General features: G+C 62.2%; 17 protein-coding genes. 10 read left to right on the top strand and 7 right to left on the bottom strand.

The genetic code is table 11. The features are described from left to right. The first annotated feature begins 102 nt into the window (after positions 1-102). Positions 103-957 (top strand): D-hexose-6-phosphate mutarotase, encoded by an 855-nt coding sequence (locus tag PPA02S_RS09705; RefSeq protein ID WP_028631470.1) that lies wholly within the window; start codon positions 103-105, stop codon positions 955-957. Here the strand turns inward: PPA02S_RS09705 and hexR are convergent. Next, positions 950-1,813 carry a DNA-binding transcriptional regulator HexR gene (gene hexR / locus PPA02S_RS09700; RefSeq protein WP_174435881.1) on the bottom strand — a complete coding sequence of 288 codons (864 nt, stop codon included), beginning with the start codon at positions 1,811-1,813 and terminating at the stop codon, positions 950-952. The two genes, PPA02S_RS09705 and hexR, sit on opposite strands and share 8 nt — an antisense overlap. Positions 1,814-2,023: 210 nt before the next feature. On the opposite strand from hexR, the gene zwf reads away from it, so the two are divergent. From zwf to PPA02S_RS09685, 3 genes are read left to right on the top strand one after another with little or no spacing between them, the layout of a single operon-like run. Beyond that, on the top strand, positions 2,024-3,493 hold the full coding sequence (gene zwf, locus PPA02S_RS09695) for a glucose-6-phosphate dehydrogenase (protein ID WP_028631468.1): 1,470 nt from the start codon (positions 2,024-2,026) through the stop codon (positions 3,491-3,493). Further along, the gene (gene pgl / locus PPA02S_RS09690; RefSeq protein ID WP_028631467.1) at positions 3,465-4,205 is read left to right on the top strand and encodes a 6-phosphogluconolactonase; all 741 of its coding nucleotides are present in this window, start codon (positions 3,465-3,467) and stop codon (positions 4,203-4,205) included. The genes zwf and pgl overlap by 29 nt, the downstream gene beginning before the upstream one ends. Positions 4,206-4,222: 17 nt before the next feature. Next, a complete protein-coding gene (locus tag PPA02S_RS09685) occupies positions 4,223-4,903 on the top strand; it encodes a bifunctional 4-hydroxy-2-oxoglutarate aldolase/2-dehydro-3-deoxy-phosphogluconate aldolase (RefSeq protein WP_028631466.1) in 681 nt (226 codons plus the stop codon). Positions 4,904-5,057: 154 nt separating this feature from the next. On the opposite strand, the gene leuA is transcribed toward PPA02S_RS09685, so the two are convergent. The 5 genes from leuA to PPA02S_RS09660 form a co-directional block, all read right to left on the bottom strand. Then, complete coding sequence (gene leuA / locus PPA02S_RS09680) at positions 5,058-6,731, bottom strand: 2-isopropylmalate synthase (RefSeq protein ID WP_028631465.1); 1,674 nt, start codon at positions 6,729-6,731, stop codon at positions 5,058-5,060. Between the two features lie 341 nt (positions 6,732-7,072). Continuing rightward, a complete protein-coding gene (locus PPA02S_RS09675; RefSeq protein ID WP_028631464.1) occupies positions 7,073-7,900 on the bottom strand; it encodes a M23 family metallopeptidase in 828 nt (275 codons plus the stop codon). Between the two features lie 3 nt (positions 7,901-7,903). Then, on the bottom strand, positions 7,904-9,283 hold the full coding sequence (gene xseA, locus PPA02S_RS09670) for an exodeoxyribonuclease VII large subunit (protein WP_033727885.1): 1,380 nt from the start codon (positions 9,281-9,283) through the stop codon (positions 7,904-7,906). A gap of 79 nt (positions 9,284-9,362) precedes the next feature. Further along, positions 9,363-10,109: a transglutaminase-like domain-containing protein gene (locus tag PPA02S_RS09665; RefSeq protein WP_028631462.1), complete on the bottom strand. Its 747-nt coding sequence runs from the start codon at positions 10,107-10,109 to the stop codon at positions 9,363-9,365. Between the two features lie 50 nt (positions 10,110-10,159). Next, positions 10,160-11,047 carry a LysR family transcriptional regulator gene (locus PPA02S_RS09660; RefSeq protein ID WP_028631461.1) on the bottom strand — a complete coding sequence of 296 codons (888 nt, stop codon included), beginning with the start codon at positions 11,045-11,047 and terminating at the stop codon, positions 10,160-10,162. Between the two features lie 114 nt (positions 11,048-11,161). Between PPA02S_RS09660 and PPA02S_RS09655 the strand changes: the two genes are divergently transcribed. From PPA02S_RS09655 to PPA02S_RS09630, 6 genes are all read left to right on the top strand, one after another. Beyond that, the gene (locus tag PPA02S_RS09655; protein WP_028631460.1) at positions 11,162-11,917 is read left to right on the top strand and encodes a sulfite exporter TauE/SafE family protein; all 756 of its coding nucleotides are present in this window, start codon (positions 11,162-11,164) and stop codon (positions 11,915-11,917) included. Positions 11,918-11,968: 51 nt separating this feature from the next. Continuing rightward, entirely contained in the window at positions 11,969-12,523 is a 555-nt protein-coding gene (locus tag PPA02S_RS09650; protein WP_028631459.1) for a hypothetical protein, read from the top strand. A 150-nt stretch (positions 12,524-12,673) separates the two neighbouring features. Further along, positions 12,674-14,143: an IMP dehydrogenase gene (gene guaB / locus PPA02S_RS09645; protein ID WP_028631458.1), complete on the top strand. Its 1,470-nt coding sequence runs from the start codon at positions 12,674-12,676 to the stop codon at positions 14,141-14,143. A 126-nt stretch (positions 14,144-14,269) separates the two neighbouring features. After that, a complete protein-coding gene (gene guaA / locus PPA02S_RS09640) occupies positions 14,270-15,847 on the top strand; it encodes a glutamine-hydrolyzing GMP synthase (RefSeq protein ID WP_028631457.1) in 1,578 nt (525 codons plus the stop codon). A gap of 307 nt (positions 15,848-16,154) precedes the next feature. Beyond that, the gene (locus PPA02S_RS09635) at positions 16,155-17,387 is read left to right on the top strand and encodes a tyrosine-type recombinase/integrase (RefSeq protein WP_028631456.1); all 1,233 of its coding nucleotides are present in this window, start codon (positions 16,155-16,157) and stop codon (positions 17,385-17,387) included. Positions 17,388-17,496: 109 nt separating this feature from the next. Next, entirely contained in the window at positions 17,497-18,522 is a 1,026-nt protein-coding gene (locus PPA02S_RS09630; protein WP_154660039.1) for a hypothetical protein, read from the top strand. Positions 18,523-18,695: 173 nt separating this feature from the next. On the opposite strand, the gene PPA02S_RS09625 is transcribed toward PPA02S_RS09630, so the two are convergent. Next, on the bottom strand, positions 18,696-19,892 hold the full coding sequence (locus tag PPA02S_RS09625; RefSeq protein WP_042141551.1) for an IS256 family transposase: 1,197 nt from the start codon (positions 19,890-19,892) through the stop codon (positions 18,696-18,698). Positions 19,893-20,037: the final 145 nt, after the last annotated feature.

The following is a 20,037-nucleotide window of genomic DNA, read 5'->3' as shown; positions in this document are numbered from 1 at the left end:
ATTTACGCCAATCCCTTTTTGGCGCCCCATACCCACTGCCCAGCAGTGGGTGGCGGGGACAGGCCGAGACAGCGCTACCTCAAACAACAAGAGCCCTGAACCATGCCGGAACATCCGCTTCATCGCTTCTTTGCCTCGCAGCGGCCGCGGCCGACGTTCGAGTGGGAGCGTTACCAGCAGCGTGATGTGCTGGTCATCGATCATCCCCGCTGCCAGGCGGTGTTCAGCCGCCAGGGCGCGCAACTGCTGCACTTCCAACCGGCAGGCGAGCGGCCCTGGCTGTGGTGCGCCGAGCAGTGGCCGCAGGTGGGTGCCATCCGCGGCGGTGTGCCGGTGTGCTGGCCGTGGTATGGCCGCCACCCTAGCGAGGATTTGTGGCCAGCCCATGGCTGGGCGCGGTTGCTGGACTGGAAGCTGATAGACAGCCAGGAGGACGAGCAGGGGGTCAGCCTCAGGTGGCGGCTGGAACTGTGCGATTGGCAGGTGGACCTGCACGCCCGGCTGGGCAGCCGCATGGAGCTGAGCCTGAGTACCGAGCACCAGGACAGCGAGCCTTGCCAACTGAGCCATGCGCTGCTGGCGTACTGGCGTATCAGTGACGTGTCCGAGATAGCGCTGTCCGGGCTGGAAGACATCGAAGGTTATGACCGGCTCAGCCGTCAGGCCTGCCGCCAGGGTGGCGCCTTGAAGCTCAAGGGCGGCTGCCAGCGGGTGTACCCGGGCATACCCCGTGTGCAGTTGCAGGACCCGGCCTGGCAGCGCGAGCTGTGCATCGACACCGGTGACAGCGATGACACGGTGGTCTGGCACCCGGGCAGCCGGCCTTTACTGGGTGTGACGGGCCGCGAGTGCCAGCGCTTCGTGTGCGTCGAAGCGGCCAGCGGCAGTGACGAAGGCCTGAGCCTGGCACCGGGGCAGCGCGCGCACCTGAGCCTGCAGGCGCACCGGCTCAGTTGAGCTCGTCGTCCTCGATGGGGTAGCGGCTGGCGTTGAGGCTTTCCTTGATCTTGCGCAGGTGCGGCTGGAAGTCCACACCGCGGCGCAGGGTCATGCCGGTGGCCAGTACGTCGAGTACGGTCAGCTGGATGATGCGCGAGGTCATGGGCATGTAGATGTCGGTGTCCTCGGGCAGTGGAATGTGCAGGCTGAGGCTGCAGGCATTGGCCAGCGGCGAACCGGCAGCAGTCAGGCCCAGTACCGAGGCGCCGTTTTCCCGCGCCAGACGCGCCACCTCGACCAGTTCGCGGGTACGCCCGGTGTAGGAAATGATCACGAACAGGTCGCCGGTATGCGCCACCGAGGCCAGCATGCGTTGCATCAGCACGTCGGCGTGGGCCGACACGGCCAGGTTGAAGCGGAAGAACTTGTGCTGGGCGTCCAGTGCCACCGGGGCAGAGGCGCCCAGGCCGAAGAAATGGATCTGCCGGGCCTGGATCATCATGTCCACGGCGCGGCTGACTTGCTGCGAGTCGAGCTGCTGGCAGGCACTGTCGAGCGAAGCGATGGCGCTGGCGAAGATCTTCTGGGTATAGGCCGCCGGGTCATCGTCGGCCTCCACCGCCCGGCTGACATAGGCGGCGCCGCTGGCCAGGCTCTGCGCCAGTTGCAGCTTGAGTTCGGGGTAGCCGCTGACGCCGAACGAACGGCAGAAGCGGTTGACGGTAGGCTCGCTGACCTTGGCCGCCTGGGCCAGTGCAGCGATGCTGAAACGGGTGGCTTGTTGCGGGTTGAGCAGAATGACTTCGGCGACTTTGCGTTCGGCCTTGTTCAGCTCGTCGAGGCGTCCCTGGATCTGTTCCAGGAGGTTTCTCACGCGGTCCATGGGGTGTCCTTGGGTCGGGAAGACAGGCGGCTGTGGGAGCAGCAGGCCTTTTGCACGGTCGTCTATCGTACTGGCGGTGCGGGTTGCGCACCACTTGTCTGTCGTACTTCTGTCTAATGTTATGGTTTTTACTACATTAGCCCTTGAAAACCGTATGTGAAAGCGGTATTCCTAGTCCAACTTTAGGAAAGAACCAACATCATGGCTGCAATCAGTGTCGAACCTTGCACCTTTGCCCTGTTTGGCGCCTTGGGCGACCTGGCGCTGCGCAAGCTGTTTCCTGCGCTGTACCAACTCGACCGGGCCAACCTGCTGCACCCCCAGACGCGCCTGCTGGCGCTGGCTCGTGAGGCGGGCAGCGCCCAGGACCACCTGAGCACCATCGAAGCGCACCTGCGCCAGCACGTGGCGCAAGCGGACCTGGAGCCGGTGGCACTCGCACGCTTCCTGGCCCGGCTGCATTACCAGCACCTGGATTTTCTTCAGCCCGAGGGCTATCAGGCCCTGGCCGAGCAGGTGCCGGGCGAGCAGCCGTTGATTGCCTACTTTGCCACTGCCGCCGCGGTGTACGGGGCGATCTGCGAAAACCTGGACAACGCAGGCCTCAGTGCGCGCACCCGTGTGGTGCTTGAAAAGCCCATCGGGCACGACCTTGAGTCGTCGCGCCGGGTCAACGACGCCGTGGCGCGGTTCTTCCCGGAGAACCGCGTGTACCGCATCGACCACTACCTGGGCAAGGAAACGGTGCAGAACCTGATTGCCCTGCGCTTTGCCAACAGCCTGTTCGAAACCCAGTGGAACCAGAACTCCATCTCCCACGTGGAAATCACCGTGGCCGAGAAGGTCGGCATCGAAGGCCGGTGGGGCTACTTCGACAAGGCCGGGCAGCTGCGCGACATGATTCAGAACCACCTGCTGCAGCTGCTGTGCCTGATCGCCATGGACCCACCCAGCGAGCTGTCTGCAGACGCTATCCGCGACGAGAAGGTAAAGGTGCTAAAGGCACTGGCCCCGATCACCGGCGATGGGCTGAGCACCCGTGTGGTGCGCGGCCAGTACATTGCCGGCTACAGCGATGGCAAGCCGGTACCCGGTTACCTTGAAGAAGACAACGCCAACGCCCAGAGCGACACCGAAACGTTCGTGGCCTTGCGCGCCGACATCCGCAACTGGCGCTGGTCGGGTGTGCCGTTCTACCTGCGTACCGGCAAGCGCATGCCGCAAAAACTGTCGCAGATCGTCATCCACTTCAAGGAGACGCCCCACTATATCTTTGCCCCGGAACAACGTTTGCAGGTGGGGAACAAGCTGATCATTCGCCTGCAGCCTGACGAAGGCATTTCGTTGCGGGTCATGACCAAGGAGCAGGGGCTGGACAAGGGCATGCAATTGCGCAGCGGCCCGTTGCAGCTGAATTTTTCCGATGCCTGGCGCAGTGCGCGGATTCCGGATGCCTACGAGCGCTTGTTGCTCGAAGTGATGCGTGGCAACCAGAACCTGTTCGTGCGCAAGGATGAGATCGAGCACGCTTGGCAGTGGTGCGACCAGCTGATCGCCGGCTGGCGTAACGCCGGTGACGCCCCCAAGCCTTATGCGGCCGGCAGTTGGGGGCCGATGAGCTCGATTGCATTGATCACACGCGATGGGAGGGCCTGGTATGGCGACATCTGAGGCAATATCTGAACTGCAACTGCCCGCGAGCGCTACAGCGCACGCCCTGGCAGATGCCCGTACCCTGGCTGCCACCCTGGCCGAAGACGTGGCTGCACGCCTGCGCGCCGCCATTGCCGCCAACGGGCATGCCTGCGTGGTGTTGTCGGGTGGGCGCAGCCCGGTGGCTTTCCTGGAACAACTGGCCGGCCAGCCTCTGGACTGGAACAACGTCACGGTCAGCCTGGCCGATGAGCGCTGGGTGCCGGTCGAACATGCGGACAGCAACGCCGGGCTACTGGCCCGGCATCTGTTCAAGGGGGCTGCTGCCAAGGCCCGCTTCCTCGGCCTGTACCAGCAGGCGCCCAACCTCGAGGCGGCCGCCGAGCTGGCCGACCAGGCATTGGGCGAGCTGCCGCCGATAGACGTGTTGGTGCTGGGCATGGGGGATGACGGGCACACCGCCTCGCTCTTTCCCGGCAGCCCCAACCTGGCTCTTGGCTTGGACACAACCCACCCGCGTCGCTGTTTGCCAATGCTCGCGCCGGTGGTGCCGCACCAGCGGCTGTCCATGACCCGCTCGCTGCTGGCGGGCGCCGCTTTCACTGCGCTGTCCGTGCAAGGGCAGGGCAAACTCGCTACCCTGCGCGCCGCGCTGGCTGACAACGACCTCGCGCAAATGCCGATTCGCGCCTTTCTACATGCCCCCCTGGACATCTACTGGTGCCCATGAGCCAAGGATCCACAGTCATGACCACCCTTGAACGCCCACAGCCCCTGCTTTCCATGGCCGGGAAAGCCGACCGGGTCGACGCCATCTGCGAAGCGGCGCGCATCCTGCCGGTGATTACCATTGCCCGCGAGCAAGACATCCTGCCACTGGCTGACGCGCTGGCAGCAGGTGGCATCCGCACCCTGGAAGTAACGCTACGCTCGCAGCACGGGCTGAAGGCCATCCAGGTGCTGCGTGAGCAGCGCCCAGAGCTGTGCGTGGGCGCAGGTACCGTGCTCGATCGTAAAATGTTTGCCGCGGTCGAGGCTGCTGGTGCCCAGTTCGTGGTGACCCCGGGCATTACCCAGGACATCCTGCTGGCGGGTGTGGAGAGCGAGATCCCGCTGCTGCCGGGTATCAGCACACCGTCCGAGATCATGATGGGTTATGCGCTGGGCTATCGCCGCTTCAAGCTGTTCCCGGCGGAGATCAGTGGCGGGGTTGCCGCGATCAAGGCCTTCGGCGGGCCGTTCGGCGATATCCGTTTCTGCCCAACGGGCGGCGTGAACCCGGCCAATGTGCGCAATTACATGGCGCTGCCGAATGTGATGTGCGTGGGGGGGACCTGGATGCTGGACAGCAACTGGGTCAAGAACGGCGACTGGGCGCGGATCCAGGCCTGCAGCGCCGAGGCGATGGCCCTGGTTGAAGGCAACTGAATTTGTTGTGTGCTTTACGGCTTTTAGGGCGCTTGGTCGGCGCCCTTTTTTTTGGCCTGGGGAAGGTGCGCCGCAGGCGGCGCATCGCAAGCTTTGCTCGCTCCTGCCGGTAAGTGGGGCATTCGGCGGAGCGAGCTTTGCTCGCAATGGCTGATCAGGCCGCCTTGGCTTGCTGCTGGCTCAGCGAGCGGTTCAGCGCGCTGAACAGGGCTTTGAAGCTGGCTGTAGTGATGTTTTCATCGATGCCCACACCGTGCACCGGGCGACCACCTGCCACACGCAGCTCGATGTACGCCGCGGCCTTGGCATTGGTGCCCGCGCCAATGGCGTGCTCGTTGTAGTCCATGATTTCCACGGCCACTGGCAGGCCTGCCACCAGGGCTTCCAGGGCGCCATTGCCCTTGCCGCGCCAGTGCAGGGTGGTTTCGCCTTCGCCGGCGACCTCCACTTCCACGGCGCTGTGGCCGTTTTCTTCCTGCAGGCGGTGGCTGACCAAGGCATAGGGCGCGTTGGCCTGGAGGTATTCCTTGTGCAGCAGGCTGTAGATCTGCTGGGCGGTCATTTCCAGGCCCAGGCGGTCGGTTTCGCCCTGTACCACCTGGCTGAACTCGATTTGCATGCGGCGCGGCAGGCTGATGCCGTATTCCTGTTCGAGCAGGTAGGTGATGCCACCTTTGCCCGACTGGCTGTTCACACGGATGACAGCCTCGTAGCTGCGGCCGATATCGGCCGGGTCGATCGGCAGGTAAGGCACCTCCCACAATGCGCCTTCCTGCTGTTTGGCCAGGCCCTTGCGGATAGCATCCTGGTGCGAGCCGGAGAAGGCGGTGTGTACCAGGTCACCCACATACGGATGGCGTGGGTGAACCGGCAGCTGGTTGCACTCTTCCACGACCTTGCGCACGCCGTCGATGTCGGAGAAGTCCAGCAACGGGTCGATACCCTGGGTGTAGAGGTTCAGGGCCAGGGTGACCAGGTCGACGTTGCCGGTACGCTCGCCGTTGCCGAACAGGCAGCCCTCGGCACGGTCGGCGCCGGCCATCAGGCCCAGTTCGGTGGCGGCGATGCCGGTGCCACGGTCGTTGTGGCAGTGCAGGCTGATGATCACGCTATCGCGGCGGTTGATGTTGCGGCAGAACCACTCGATTTGGTCGGCGTAGATGTTCGGCGTGGCAACTTCCACGGTGGCCGGCAGGTTGAGGATGAGCTTGTGCTCCGGGGTGGGGTTCCACACCTCGATCACCGCATCGCACACTTCCTTGGCGAATTCCATTTCGGTCGCGCTGAAGGTTTCGGGCGAGTACTGGAAGGTCCAATGGGTTTCCGGCTGCTGGGCAGCATATTTGACGAACAGCTTGGCCGCGTTCACCGCGATGTCCTTCACGCCCTGCTTGTCCTGGTTGAAGACGATGCGGCGGAAGGCCGGGCAGGTGGCGTTGTACAGGTGCACGATGGCCTTCTTGGCACCGCGCAGCGACTCGAAGGTACGGGCGATGAGGTCTTCACGGGCCTGGGTGAGCACCTGAATGGTGGTGTCATCCGGGATGTGGCCGTCTTCGATCAACGTACGCACGAAGTCGAAATCGGTCTGCGAGGCGGACGGGAACGAGGCTTCGATTTCCTTCACGCCGACTTGCACCAAGGTCTTCCAGAAACGCAGCTTCTTCTCCGCGTCCATCGGCTCGATCAGCGACTGGTTGCCATCACGCAGGTCCGAGCTGCACCAGATGGGCGCGGCAGTGATGGTTTTCGACGGCCAGGTACGGTCAGGCAGGTCGATGGTCGGGAACGCGCGGTATTTCTTCGAAGGGTCTTTGAGCATGGTCATGGAAGCAATCCTTTTGTGTGCGGCCGAGGTCGGGCCTGCCGGGCAATAACGAGGTAAGGGGCGAGGCGACGCGATTCAGCCTGGTAGTCGAGCGCTGACCAGGCAAAGGCTGCGATGTTGTCGGAGCAGAATGAGGGTGCTGAAGGTTTTCATGCCCTCAACCCTAACCAGTGGGGTGGGGGATGGCAAGCGCTTGAAAAAAATTGAGAGGAATGCTTAAAAAAAGCCATTTTGCGAGATTTTATGGCACTAATCCGGCTCAGGCTTTTGTATTTTTGCTGGGTATTTTTCGATGGCGCAAATCGAGGGAAGCAGAGCGCGTGCTGGCCCTGCCGCCGATCTCAGGGCTGGAACGCCCCGATGAAAATGGCCGGGTCCACCCGCGCATCGTTCAGGCTGACATTCCAGTGCATGTGCGGCCCGGTCGCACGCCCGGTCGAGCCCACGCGCCCCACCACGTCCCCGCGCCGCAAGGGCTGGCCAACCTTCACATCGATCTTGGACATATGGCAGAACATGCTGATGAAGCCCTGCCCATGGTCGACGAACACCGTGCGGCCGTTGAAGAAATAGTCCCCCACCAAGATCACCTTGCCGTTGGCGGGTGTCTTGATCGGCGTGCCGGCTGGTACGGCGAAGTCCAGGCCAGCATGCGGGTTGCGCTCTTCGCCATTGAAGAAGCGGCGCACGCCGAATTTGCTCGACAGCGGCCCACTCACCGGCTTGTCGAGGATCAGGTTGCTGGGCAGGCCAGGGCTGAAGCTGCGGTAGGCCTTGATCTGTTCGGCCAGCTCGCGGTCGATGCGCTTGAGGTCGGCTGGGTTGGGGTTCACCTGGCGGGTGTTCTTGAGGGTGATGCGCTGCTCGGGGTACTGCTTGGTGCCCACGGTGAACGGCAGGTTACGGCTGCCTTGCTGCAGCACAGCGCTGCCGGGTTTCTGAGTAAGCGGTATGCCCACGATGGCCAGCCAGTTGCCCTGCTCCTTCACCACCAGTACCGGTTTGCCGTCGAAGCGCGCACTGGGGGCGCTGACGGCCGGGCCGAGGTCGACCACGGCAACGCCACCGGGCACCGGCTTGTCGAGGGTGCGGGTGATGTAGCTGGCCTGGGCGCCGGTCGCCAGCAGCGTGAGGGTGAGGGCAAACAGGGGGGCGAGCAGACGTGGCATGTGTCAGTCCAGTAAAGAGAGCGTGACCGGGGTCAGGTGGTTGTCTTCGACGCGTACATGCAGCTCGCCTTCGTTGAGGCGTGCCGTCAGGCGCTGGCCGTTGTGGGTCTGCTCGGCGCTGCGCACGGCCTGGCCGCGTTCGTCCAGCAGGATGCTGTAGCCGCGTGCCAGGGTGGCCAGCGGGCTGACCACCTGCAGGGTCTGCAGTTGTGCCTGAAAACGCTGCCGGCGGTCTTTGAGCACGTCGCGCATGGCACGTGGCAGGCGCTCGGCCAGGCTGTCCAGGCGCTGGCCGAGTAACTTCAGCGCACGCCCGGGGTGCTGCGCGGCCAGCCGGGTTTCCAGGCGCACCATGCGTTCGCGGCGCTGGTTGAGGGTGTGCATGAATGCACGGCGCAGGCGCATGTCCAGGTCGTCCAGGCGCTGGGCCTGTTGGCGCAGGCGCTCGCCTGGGTGGCGCAGGCGCCGGGCCAGCGACTCGACGCGCAGGCGGTCATGGGCCAGGCGGTTCTGCATGCGCAGCAGCAGGCGCCGTTGCAGGCCATCGAGGCGATGTTGCAGGCCGCTGCTGTCGGGGGCCAGCAGCTCGGCGGCAGCCGAAGGGGTTGGCGCGCGTACATCGGCGACAAAGTCACTGATCGAGACGTCCGTTTCGTGGCCTACGGCGCTCACGATAGGGGTGCGGCAGGCGGCCACGGCCCGCGCCACGGCTTCTTCGTTGAAGCACCACAGGTCTTCCAGCGAGCCGCCGCCGCGGGCCAGGATCAACGCATCGAAGCCTTGGCTGTCGGCCAGGCGCAGGGCCCGCACGATCTGCGCGATGGCGTCGCGACCCTGCACGGCAGTGGGGATCAGGTTCAATTCCACCTGCGGTGCACGCCGGGCAAACACGCTGATGATGTCGCGGATCACCGCACCGGTGGGGGAAGTCACGATACCGATGCGCTGCGGGTGGGCCGGCAGGGGTTGCTTGCGCTCGGTGCTGAACAGCCCCTCGGCGCCGAGTTTTTCCTTCAGTGCTTCGAAGGCCAGGCGCAACGCGCCGTCACCGGCCGGCTCGACCGTGTCGAGAATGAGCTGGTAGTCACCGCGCCCCTCGAACAGCGAAACCTTGCCGCGCACGCGCACTGCCAGGCCATCGCGCAATGCCTGTCGCACCCGCGTGGCGTTTTGCCGGAACAGCGCACAGCGCACCTGGGCGCCGCTGTCCTTGAGGGTGAAGTACATGTGCCCGGAGGCAGGGCGGGCCAGGTTGGAGATTTCACCCTCCACCCACACGCTGCGGAATACGTCTTCCAGCAGCACCCGGGCGCGGCCGTTGAGTTGGCTGACGGTGAGCACTTCCCGGTCAAGGCCGAGGCGTTCGAAAGGGTCTCTGATCATGGGCGGCACTATAAAGGATAGCGGGGCAGGGTGTCGTGCCTGTGTGGTAGTTGCCAGTTGCCGAGTGCTTGCAAGCGGGTCATCGACCGGCGTGGTCGCAGGGCCGCTCACCCTTTGCGCCTGCGCGAATCCGTTGCACGTTAGCGTTCAGCTGCCGGTGGAAAAAGTGCCGGTACAACCAACCTTTGACCCCGCTGAGGTTGGTGTTGTGCTCGCGATAGAACGCATCGGGCGAAGCATATAGCCCCAGTTCGCGGTCAATGCCCTCGCGTTGTATGTAGGTGTCGCGCCCGGTCCATTGAACAGGTGGCTCGGCCAGGGACGGAGTGGCCACCGCATACCCCACGAAAGCATGCCGGCAATCGCTGAACCGGGCCTGCACGGCCTGCAGGTACTGTTGGTCGAGAATCACTCCCTCCAGTACCACCCAACTGCCGTCCAGCAAAACTTCGACCCAGGTGTGCAGGATTTCCTGGGGCGCCAGCCAGTAGACAAATGCTGTCAGCGCCCCTTTTTGCAGGCGCTTGTCGATGGTGAAGCCGCGTAGCCTGCAAGGGATGCCCAGGGCACGCAGCAAGGCCATCAACAGGGTCGATTTGGTATTGCAGTGACCCAGCCCCTCTTCGAGGGTTACTGACGCAGGTGTGCTGTCGGCACCGGCGTTGTAGCCGAACAGAATCTCGTCGCGGCAAAACTCGTAGACTGCCTGGGCGCCACGCTGCGGCGGCAGCTGTCGCCAGCCGCGGGTTTCAATCAGGCGGCTGATTGCCGGCGCGTCGAAGTCGAGTATCGGCGTGGGCTGCAGATAATGCTGTTGAATGCTCATTGCAAAACCTCCGTGTTTTGCCTAGCGTGGACCCTGTAGCTACTTCAAGGTCAAGCGCCGCCGCCCAGGTGATCCTTGAATTGCCTCACCAGTGCCCCGGCATCCCGACGGTAGGCAACCGCCACCGTACTGACGCAACCGTGGTCGTTCACAGGGATGAACCGCAGTGCAGCGGGGGCGATGTCTTGCACGCACCGCGGCAGCAACGCCACCCCGAACCCGGCCTGAATCAGTTGCAACTGGGTGGTCTTGCGCGAAACCACCTGGGCCGGCCGTGGGAAGAACCCCGCGGCTATGCACAGTTCTGCCGACAGGTAGCTCAACCCGCCGCGCTGGTGATGGGGGATGGAGATGAACGGTTGCTCACGCAGCTCGTTCAGGCCAATGCTTTTTCGGTTGGCCAGGGCGTGGTGGCCCGCCACCGCCAATAACAGCGGCTCATCGAACAGTGGCTCGATGCATACCCCTTCGTGTTGGCGCAGTACCGGCAGCCGCAGCATTCCGATATCCAGGCGCCCGTGGGCCAGCTCTTCTAGCTGGCCTTCAGAGGACAGCTGGGCGATTTCCATGCACACCTCTGGGTTTTCCTGCAGGTAGCCACTTAGGCGTTGCAACAGCAGCCCGGTCAGCGGCACGGTGCTGGAATGGCTGAGCCGCAGGCTACCCCGCAGGCCCTGGCCGACCGCGCGGGCCAGGTCACCCGCTTTTTCCAGGTCCTGCAACACGTTGCGCGCACGCGGTAGAAATGCCGCGCCGGCGGCCGTCAGTCGAGGTAGGCGGGCGGTGCGCTCGAACAACGGCGTGCCCAGTTGCTGCTCCAGTTCCTTGACCTGGCGGCTGAGGGCTGACTGGGCAATGTACAGGCGTTCGGCAGCGGCGCTGAAGCTGCCGCTTTCGGCGATTTCGACGAAGTAGCGTAATTGGCGGGTAGAGATCATGGGCTATGCCGTTTCGAGATGGCGGGTGGCGATATTGGATATTAGCCGGCATGCCTGTGGTCTGGTTAAGGTAGGTTGAAATGACTAGAAGGTGTGGCCCGGATGCTCGCTGACCTGCTCGCCCAACTGCCGTTCAGCCCGTTCGGCTGGCTGCCCATCCTGCTGGGGGTGGCTGCGGCCTATGTGGTATTCGGCATTGCCGGCTTTGGTACCGCGCTGGTGGCCGGGCCCATTCTGATCAACTTCATGCCGTTGTCCCGGCTCATCCCGCTGCTGGTGTTGCTGGACTTTGTGGCAGCCCTGGGCAACCTGCTGCCTTCGCGTCGCGATGTAGTGCGTGGCGAGTTGCTGCGGCTGCTGCCGTTCATGGCCATCGGTTGTACCTTGGGCGTGGTGTTCCTGCTGAAGCTCAAGTCGGACGTGCTGCTGTTGTTGATGGGGCTGTTCGTGACGGGGTATGCCCTGTACGGGTTGGCGGTAAAGGTGCGGCCGGCCACCCTGGCCGGCTGGTGGGCGGCGCCGATGGGTACGGTGGGCGGTTTGTTCGGGGCGCTGTTCGGCAGTGGCGGGTTTCTCTACGCCCTCTACCTGAGCGCGCGGCTGGAGGCCAAGGAGCAGGTGCGTGCCACCCAGAGCGCCTTGATCAGTTGCAGCACGGTGGTGCGCCTGGCGCTGTTCATGCTCGCCGGGGTGTATGCCGACAAGGGGTTGCTGTTGCTCGCCCTGTGCTTGCTGCCAGTGATGTTCGTTGGCCTGTGGTGCGGGCGCAGGCTCGCCTGTCGCTTGTCGCGCGAAGCGTTCGTTCGGCTGGTCACCTGGCTGGTACTTGCCAGCGGCCTGGCGCTCATCGGCCGGTACCTGAGCACCTGAGCAGGGGGTAGAATAGCCCGACCCTTGCAGCTTCCCAGGCCTGTACCGTTCATGAATACCCAGAGCATCATCGTTCCCCGGCTGTCTACCGTCCCCGTGCACGAGGCACGTGCCCGTGCCATCCTGCGCTGGCTGGTACGGGAAAAGGTCGTCGAGGAGCAACTGACCACCTGCGGGGTTGCCGGCAATCGCATGGGCCATGCCCTGGCCGAAGGGGCGCGCAAGGTGGCCCTGCACCCCGAAAAGCTGCCGTTTGGCACAGCGGTGAACGGCCTTGAAGTGATGCTCAAGCGCTGCATCTATACCCCCACCGAGGGGTTTCTTGAAGAAGCCGGTTGCCCCGAATGCCGGCGCGAGGTGGGCGAGCCGCTGTTCGAAAGCCTCGAAGAGTGGATGCCGGGGGTCAGCGACAACTTCACCTGCCCGCTGTGTGGGTTCGAAGATGACATCAATGGCTTCATCTTCCTGCAACCCTGCGCCTTCTCGAACCTGGGCTTCATGTTCAACAACTGGGGCGAGGCCGGCTTCACCCAGGCGTTCCTCGATAACTTCGCCGACTGGCTCGACCAGCCGGTGGCAGTGGTGCAGGTGAACGCCAAGGCGTAAGCCAGTGCCAGTCGGTCAAGGCCTGGGTCCTGTGGCACACACCGTTCTGTAGCCTGCCGCCTGTAACTTGAAGCTTGATTTACATTGAGCGGCGCGCCGTGCATCAGTATAATGGCGCGCTTCCATTTTTCCCGCCCGGGAGCCCCCGCGATGCTGCGTATCAGCCAAGAAGCCCTGACCTTCGACGACATTCTCCTTGTACCTGGCTACTCCGAGGTACTGCCCAATGAAGTCAGTCTCAAGACCCGTTTGACCCGTGGCATCGAGCTGAACATTCCGCTGGTCTCCGCCGCCATGGACACCGTCACCGAAGCGCGCCTGGCCATTGCCATGGCCCAGGAAGGCGGCATCGGCATCATTCACAAGAACATGACCATCGAACAGCAGGCCGGCGAAGTGCGCAAGGTCAAGAAGTTCGAGGCTGGCGTGGTGAAGGACCCGATCACCATCGAAGCCGACGCCACCGTGCGCGACCTCTTCGACCTCACCCGCCTGAACAACATCTCCGGCGTTCCGGTGCTGGAGAACGGTGATCTGGTCGGTATCGTCACCTCCCGCGACGTACGCTTCGAAACCCGCCTGGACGCCAAGGTCCGCGACGTGATGACGCCCAAAGAGCGGCTGGTCACCGTGCGCGAAGGCGCCAACAAAAACGAAGTGCGCGAGCTGCTGCACAAGCACCGCCTTGAAAAGGTGCTGATCGTCGACGACAAGTTCAGCCTCAAGGGCATGATGACCGTCAAGGACATCGAAAAAGCCAAGGCCTACCCGCTGGCCAGCAAGGACGACCAGGGTCGCCTGCGTGTCGGCGCCGCAGTCGGCACTGGCAAGGACACCGGTGAGCGCGTAGCCGCCTTGGTCGCTGCCGGTGTGGACGTGGTGGTGGTGGACACCGCCCACGGTCATTCCAAGGGCGTGATAGACCGCGTTCGCTGGGTCAAGGAAACCTACCCGCACGTGCAGGTAATCGGCGGCAACATCGCCACTGGCGCTGCTGCCAAGGCCCTGGCCGAAGCGGGCGCCGATGCGGTCAAGGTCGGTATCGGCCCAGGCTCCATCTGCACCACCCGTATCGTTGCCGGTGTCGGCGTGCCGCAGATCAGCGCCATCGCCAACGTTGCCGCTGCGCTGGAAGGCACAGGCGTGCCGCTGATCGCCGACGGCGGTATCCGCTTCTCCGGTGACCTGTCCAAGGCCATCGTTGCCGGTGCGTCCTGCGTGATGATGGGTTCGATGTTTGCCGGTACCGAAGAGGCTCCAGGCGAAGTCGAGCTGTTCCAGGGCCGTTCCTACAAGGCCTACCGCGGCATGGGGTCGCTGGGGGCCATGGCGCAGGCGCAAGGCTCGTCCGACCGCTACTTCCAGGACTCCTCGGCCGGTGCCGAGAAGCTGGTACCGGAAGGTATCGAAGGCCGTGTGCCGTACAAAGGCGCGCTGGCCGCGATCATCCACCAGCTGATGGGCGGCCTGCGTTCGTCCATGGGCTATACCGGCAGCGCGACCATCGAAGAGATGCGCACCAAGCCGGAGTTCGTGCGCATCACCGGTGCCGGCATGGCCGAGTCCCACGTGCACGACGTACAGATCACCAAGGAAGCCCCCAACTACCGCGTCGGCTGATTGCCGCCAGCAGTAAGCCTCGCGCTTCAAGCTCCAAGCGGTGGCTGCGTTCAGCAGCTGCCGCGTTTTCCCCGATCAACTTGCAGCTTGCAGCTTCAAGCTCGCAGCTGAATCAGAGATTCCCCCATGGCCCTCGATATTCACGCCCACCGTATCCTGATCCTCGATTTCGGCTCCCAGTACACCCAGCTGATCGCCCGCCGCGTGCGCGAGATTGGTGTGTACTGCGAACTGCACCCGTTCGACATGGACGATGAAGCGATCCGCGAATTCAACCCGCGCGGCATCATCCTCGCCGGTGGCCCCGAGTCGGTTCACGAAGCCAACAGCCCCCGTGCGCCGCAGGCAGTGTTCGACCTGAACGTGCCCGTGCTGGGCATCTGCTACGGCATGCAGACCATGGCCGAACAGATGGGCGGCAAGGTTGCAGGCTCCGAGCTGCGTGAGTTCGGTTACGCCCGTGTCGACGTGGTAGGCAAAAGCCGCCTGCTCGACGGCATCGAAGACCATATCGACGCTGACGGCGTGCTAGGCCTGGACGTGTGGATGAGCCACGGCGACAAGGTCACCCAGATGCCAGCCGACTTCCACGTGCTGGCCAGCACCCCCAGCTGCCCGATCGCCGGCATGTTCGACGACAACCGTGGTTACTACGGCGTGCAGTTCCACCCGGAAGTGACCCACACCAAGCAGGGCGGTCGCATTCTGTCCCGCTTCGTGCAGGACATCTGCGGTTGCGAAGCCCTGTGGACCCCGTCCAACATCGTCGAAGACGCCATTGCCCAGGTGCGTGAGCAGGTGGGTTCGGCCAACGTGCTGCTGGGCCTGTCCGGCGGTGTTGACAGCTCGGTGGTTGCGGCGCTGCTGCACCGTGCCATCGGCGACCAGCTGACCTGCGTGTTCGTCGACAACGGCCTGCTGCGCCTGCACGAAGGCGACCAGGTGATGGCCATGTTCAAGGAGAACATGGGCGTCAAGGTGATCCGCGCCGATGCCGAAAAGCAGTTCCTCGACAACCTGGCCGGCGAAGCCGACCCCGAGAAGAAGCGCAAGATCATCGGCCGCACCTTCATCGACATCTTCGATGCCGAAGCCAGCAAGCTGCCGAACATCCAGTTCCTGGCCCAAGGCACCATCTACCCCGACGTGATCGAGTCGGCTGGCGCCAAGAGCGGCAAGGCCCACGTGATCAAGTCGCACCACAACGTGGGTGGCCTGCCGGAAGAGATGAACCTCAAGCTGGTCGAGCCACTGCGTGAGCTATTCAAGGACGAAGTGCGCAAGATCGGCCTGGAACTGGGCCTGCCGTACGACATGGTCTACCGCCACCCATTCCCAGGCCCGGGCCTGGGCGTGCGCATCCTCGGCGAAGTGAAGAAGGAATACGCCGACATCCTGCGCCGTGCGGACCATATCTTCATCGAAGAGCTGCGCAAGGCTGACTGGTACCATAAAACCAGCCAGGCCTTCGTGGTGTTCCAGCCGGTGAAGTCGGTGGGCGTGGTAGGCGATGGCCGCCGTTACGCCTGGGTCGTGGCGCTGCGCGCCGTCGAAACCGTAGACTTCATGACCGCCCGTTGGGCACACCTGCCGTACGAACTGCTGGAAACCGTCAGCGGCCGCATCATCAACGAAATCGAAGGTATTTCGCGGGTGACCTACGACGTGTCGAGCAAGCCGCCTGCGACGATTGAGTGGGAGTGATCCTGCGTCCGGCATGGCCCGGCACGATCTAGCAAAAAATGCCCTGAAGCCCGCGTAATTGCGGGCTTTTGGCTTTTTGGGTCTGGCAAATTCGGGTAGCGTTCTGCATCGCCAAGCACGGTTTTTGTGTGGCATGGTATGGGGTATTGACTGCATCTAATGCCATGCATGACGCTCAATACCATGTCCTTTGCCTCAGTGTTGGCATGGTATCGAGTTGGCCTAGAGGCCCCGTTTTACTGGGGATCGACCCCATTTTCCCGCGCTTTTCAGAGCATGATATTTTTTCATTGAAATAGTGGAAGCCATGCTCACCGATACCAAGCTTCGAAATCTCAAGCCCCAGGACAAGCTCTACAAGGTGATTGACCGTGACGGCTTGTACGTGGCTGTCACCCCAGCCGGCTCAATCTCCTTTCGCTACAACTACTCCATCAACGGCCGGCAGGAGACCATCACCTTCGGTCGTTACGGCTTAGGGGGGATCACTCTGGCAGAGGCTCGCGAGCGGCTAGGGGAGGCGAAGGAGATGGTCGCCGCTGGCAAGTCTCCAGCTAAGGAAAAAGCGCGTGCGAAGGCGCGCACGAAGGGTGCTGAGACTTTTGACGCTTGGGCTGAAAAATGGCTGCGCGGTTACCAGATGGCGGACTCGACGCGAGACATGCGTCGATCAGTCTACGAGCGTGAGTTGAAGCCGAAATTTGGCAATCAGAAGCTAGTCGAAATCACCCATGAGGATCTGCTTGCGCTGACGGATGCCATAGTGGAGCGGGGTGCCCCTGCAACCGCCGTCCACTCACGGGAGATCGTGCTGCAAGTCTTCCGTTGGGCCATTGAGCGTGGCCAAAAGGTTGAAAACCCTGCCGATCTGGTGCGGCCTGCCAGCATCGCGAAATTTGAGCCGCGCGACCGTGCGTTGATGCCCGATGAAATTGCGCCGATGTACCAGTACATGGACAGAATCGGCACTGCGACTTCGGTTCGCGCAGCGGCCAAACTCCTACTGCTGACAATGGTGCGTAAGAGCGAACTGACCAACGCGACGTGGAGTGAGATCAATTTCAGCGAGGCGCTGTGGACGATCCCCAAAGAGCGGATGAGGCGTCGTAACCCTCATTTGGTGTTTCTGTCCCAGCAGGCATTGGATTTCTTCATCGCGTTGAAAACCTTGGCAGGAGGTTCAGACTACGTTTTGCCGTCACGGTACGACTCTGATTTGCCAATGAGTGCGGCCACGATTAACCAGGTACTGACGCTGACCTATCGCCTTGCCCAAAAGGAAGGAGTGCCCCTAGGCAAGTTCGGTCCCCACGACCTGCGACGTACGGCTAGCACGCTGTTGCATGAGGCGGGCTACAACTCAGACTGGATCGAGAAGTGCCTCGCGCACGAGCAGAAAGGTGTGCGAGCCGTGTACAACAAAGCCGAGTATCGTGATCAGCGTCGAGCCATGTTGCAGGATTGGGCCGACATGATTGATGAGTGGACGCTTAAGAAACCTCGGAAAACAAATGGGTGGGCGCTGTCCAGACACCAGTGACCAGCCATGCTCCACGCCCGTGCCTTCACAGCACGCTCATCACAAAAATTAAGTAAACGGAAAATCAGCCGAAGCAGATATGACCAATCATACCCAGAGGTGATCGCAAGTGAATGTAATCAATCTTCCTAGTGAAGACGAGACCCTTGGGCCTTTAGTGCTTGATCACATCTACGTGACAGAAGGTGCCCCAGTCAAAGATGTAGAGGGCTCGCTAAGTCCAATCTCACCAGATGAAAAAAGCTGGGATAAGCTGGCGTTGAGTGGATTGAGCCTTGCCGCTATCGCTACGATGCGGACCACCCCGATTGGGCTTTTAGTCTCTGCAGTCGGCGCAGCGGCAGTTAGCCCATTTTTCGTTCAATTGATATCCCGCTATGCGGTAGCGAATGCGGAAGAACGAAAACAGTTGAACGAAGCTCAGGCACTAGAAGCAGCTCGATTTGCAGCGTATATGCGTAAGCACTCTGTAACTCCCGCCCTGGCCGAGAAGGCTGGGTTCCGATTCGAGCCAGGGCACCCGCTAGTTGGAAAAGTCTACAAGCGTCATCCGCTGGCAGGTGCCGCAACCCATGACAAGCGTAACCTGTACATCCCAAGCGAGCGGTATGACCAAATTTTGCTCGCTGAGCGTGAAGCAGAGCTGATCAAAATGCTGGTCGACATGGGAGCGACCAGAATCCAGATCTCAAAAAAATCTGCTGAGGTGGCCCGTAGCTCAATCGACGGATCTGCATCCACTGACGTTGCTGGTTACGGCGGTGGTAGTGCGTCCTACTCCAGCAAGAACGATCAGGCTAGGAATGCTATGGACTCCAGGGAGTTTCGGCTTAGAGGTAAGCAATGGCATGAGGGCGACCGCCTGACCAGAGCGGATTACTTCTGGTTGGCCTTTGAACCATCTTGGGCAGCGGTGGTGATGGCTCGTGAAATCGGTGCGTGTGAAGTAGCGTCGCTCGAAATCAAAGAGACCACGTCGTTCTCGAACGACCGCAATATAGAGTTCCAAATCCAAGCTCAAATGCTGCAAGGAGGCGCAAACGCGCAGATCACCGCAAGCACGAAGGAGGAGACCGAGTACTTCATCACGGTGGAATTCTCCCCCGCTAAAGAGCCTCGAACTCAGGACGCATAGCTCTTCTGACCATTTGCTAATCAGGTTATATGGGGGAGCAAAAAAATCATTCTGAATTGCGATCGAGCCGCTCAGGGGTGAGCTCTCACCTTTGAGCGAGATTGAGCCGTGTACAAGATCGTGTCCCAGGAAGTGGTGTAACTCATCATGGCTCTGGCCACTGAGTTTGCCGTTTAGTTGATCACGGCCGACAGCTTGGCCTGTGGATTATCGCTGACGGATTCAAAGGCCTCCAACTGCATATATCGCCGTTGCAGGCACCATTCGTCGTTCTGCTCCAGCAGCATCGCCCCTACCAGCCGTGTGATCGCAGGATCGTTGGGGAAGATGCCCACGACGTCGGTGCGGCGCTTGATCTCTGCGTTGAGCTGCTCCAGTGGATTGGTGCTGTGCAGTTGCTGTCGATGCGCTTTGGGAAACGCCATGTGCGCCAGCACCTCGTCCTCGCACCCGTCCATGAGTGTTGCGATCTTGGGGTACTTTTCGCGCAGTTGGTCTGCAACCAAGCGCCACTGTTGGTGGCATTCAGCGCGGCTATCCTGGGCGAAAACCGTACGCAGAAGCGCCGCTACCATGGTGCGCTGGCCCTTGCCGACATGGGCCATGGCGTTGCGCATGAAATGCGCGCGGCAGCGCTGCCAGGTCGCGTTGAAGACCTTGGAAACCGCAGCCTTCAGACCTTCGTGGGCATCGGAGATGACCAACTTCCCGCCACACAGGCCGCGCCGCATAAGGCTTCGCAGGAAGTCCGTCCAGAACGGCTCGGCCTCCGACGGCCCAACCCGCATGCCCAAGACTTCGCGGCCACCATCCGTGTTCACGGCCACGGCGATTATTACGGCGACCGAGACGATGCGTCCCGCCTCCCGCACCTTGACGTATGTGGCGTCGATCCACAGGTAAGGCCAGTCGCCTTCCAAAGGGCGATCAAGGAAGGCGTGGACGCGTTCATCGATCTCGCCAGCCAGCCGTGACACTTGGCTCTTGGAAATGCCGGTCATGCCCATGGCCTTGACCAGCTCGTCCACCGAACGCGTTGAAACGCCTTGGATATAGGCTTCCTGGATCACCGCCGCCATGGCCTTCTCGGCAGTACGACGAGGCTCAAGAAAGCCGGGTAAATAGCTGCCCTGACGCAGTTTCGGGATCTTGAGATCGACATCGCCAGCGCGGGTTTGCCAGAGGCGATCCCGGTAGCCGTTGCGGCTGTTGATCCGGTCAGGGCTTTTAACGTCGAAGCCGGCGCCGCACAGGCTTTCGACATCGAATTCCATCATGCGCTGGGCAACGAACTGGATCATTTGCTTGAGCAGATCAGCGTCTGCCCCTTTCTCAACCAACTCGGTCAGTGCGATAGTGGGCTTGGTCATCGTGGTTTCCCTGGTGAGTGTTAGGTCTTCGCAAACTCAACGTTAGCCAAGAACCACGATGACCACTCTCTTTCGCCCACAGGGCGCCTTCGGTTGGTTCAGTTACACCACTTCTCGGGACACGATCAAGGTGAGGGCGGGAAGC

The sequence above is a fragment of the Pseudomonas parafulva NBRC 16636 = DSM 17004 genome (genome assembly GCF_000730645.1).
Classification (GTDB): domain Bacteria; phylum Pseudomonadota; class Gammaproteobacteria; order Pseudomonadales; family Pseudomonadaceae; genus Aquipseudomonas; species Aquipseudomonas parafulva.
Note: the sequence above shows the minus strand (reverse complement) of the source record. Positions and strands in the feature narration are given on the sequence as shown.

Coding starts and splice junctions, on each gene's coding strand:
- PPA02S_RS09705 (WP_028631470.1), top strand. CDS start 103: ATGCCGGAACATCCGCTTCATCGCTTCTTTGCCTCGCAGCGGCCGCGG.
- zwf (WP_028631468.1), top strand. CDS start 2,024: ATGGCTGCAATCAGTGTCGAACCTTGCACCTTTGCCCTGTTTGGCGCC.
- pgl (WP_028631467.1), top strand. CDS start 3,465: ATGGGAGGGCCTGGTATGGCGACATCTGAGGCAATATCTGAACTGCAA.
- PPA02S_RS09685 (WP_028631466.1), top strand. CDS start 4,223: ATGACCACCCTTGAACGCCCACAGCCCCTGCTTTCCATGGCCGGGAAA.
- leuA (WP_028631465.1), bottom strand. CDS start 6,731: ATGACCATGCTCAAAGACCCTTCGAAGAAATACCGCGCGTTCCCGACC.
- PPA02S_RS09675 (WP_028631464.1), bottom strand. CDS start 7,900: ATGCCACGTCTGCTCGCCCCCCTGTTTGCCCTCACCCTCACGCTGCTG.
- xseA (WP_033727885.1), bottom strand. CDS start 9,283: ATGATCAGAGACCCTTTCGAACGCCTCGGCCTTGACCGGGAAGTGCTC.
- PPA02S_RS09665 (WP_028631462.1), bottom strand. CDS start 10,109: ATGAGCATTCAACAGCATTATCTGCAGCCCACGCCGATACTCGACTTC.
- PPA02S_RS09660 (WP_028631461.1), bottom strand. CDS start 11,047: ATGATCTCTACCCGCCAATTACGCTACTTCGTCGAAATCGCCGAAAGC.
- PPA02S_RS09650 (WP_028631459.1), top strand. CDS start 11,969: ATGAATACCCAGAGCATCATCGTTCCCCGGCTGTCTACCGTCCCCGTG.
- guaB (WP_028631458.1), top strand. CDS start 12,674: ATGCTGCGTATCAGCCAAGAAGCCCTGACCTTCGACGACATTCTCCTT.
- guaA (WP_028631457.1), top strand. CDS start 14,270: ATGGCCCTCGATATTCACGCCCACCGTATCCTGATCCTCGATTTCGGC.
- PPA02S_RS09635 (WP_028631456.1), top strand. CDS start 16,155: ATGCTCACCGATACCAAGCTTCGAAATCTCAAGCCCCAGGACAAGCTC.
- PPA02S_RS09625 (WP_042141551.1), bottom strand. CDS start 19,892: ATGACCAAGCCCACTATCGCACTGACCGAGTTGGTTGAGAAAGGGGCA.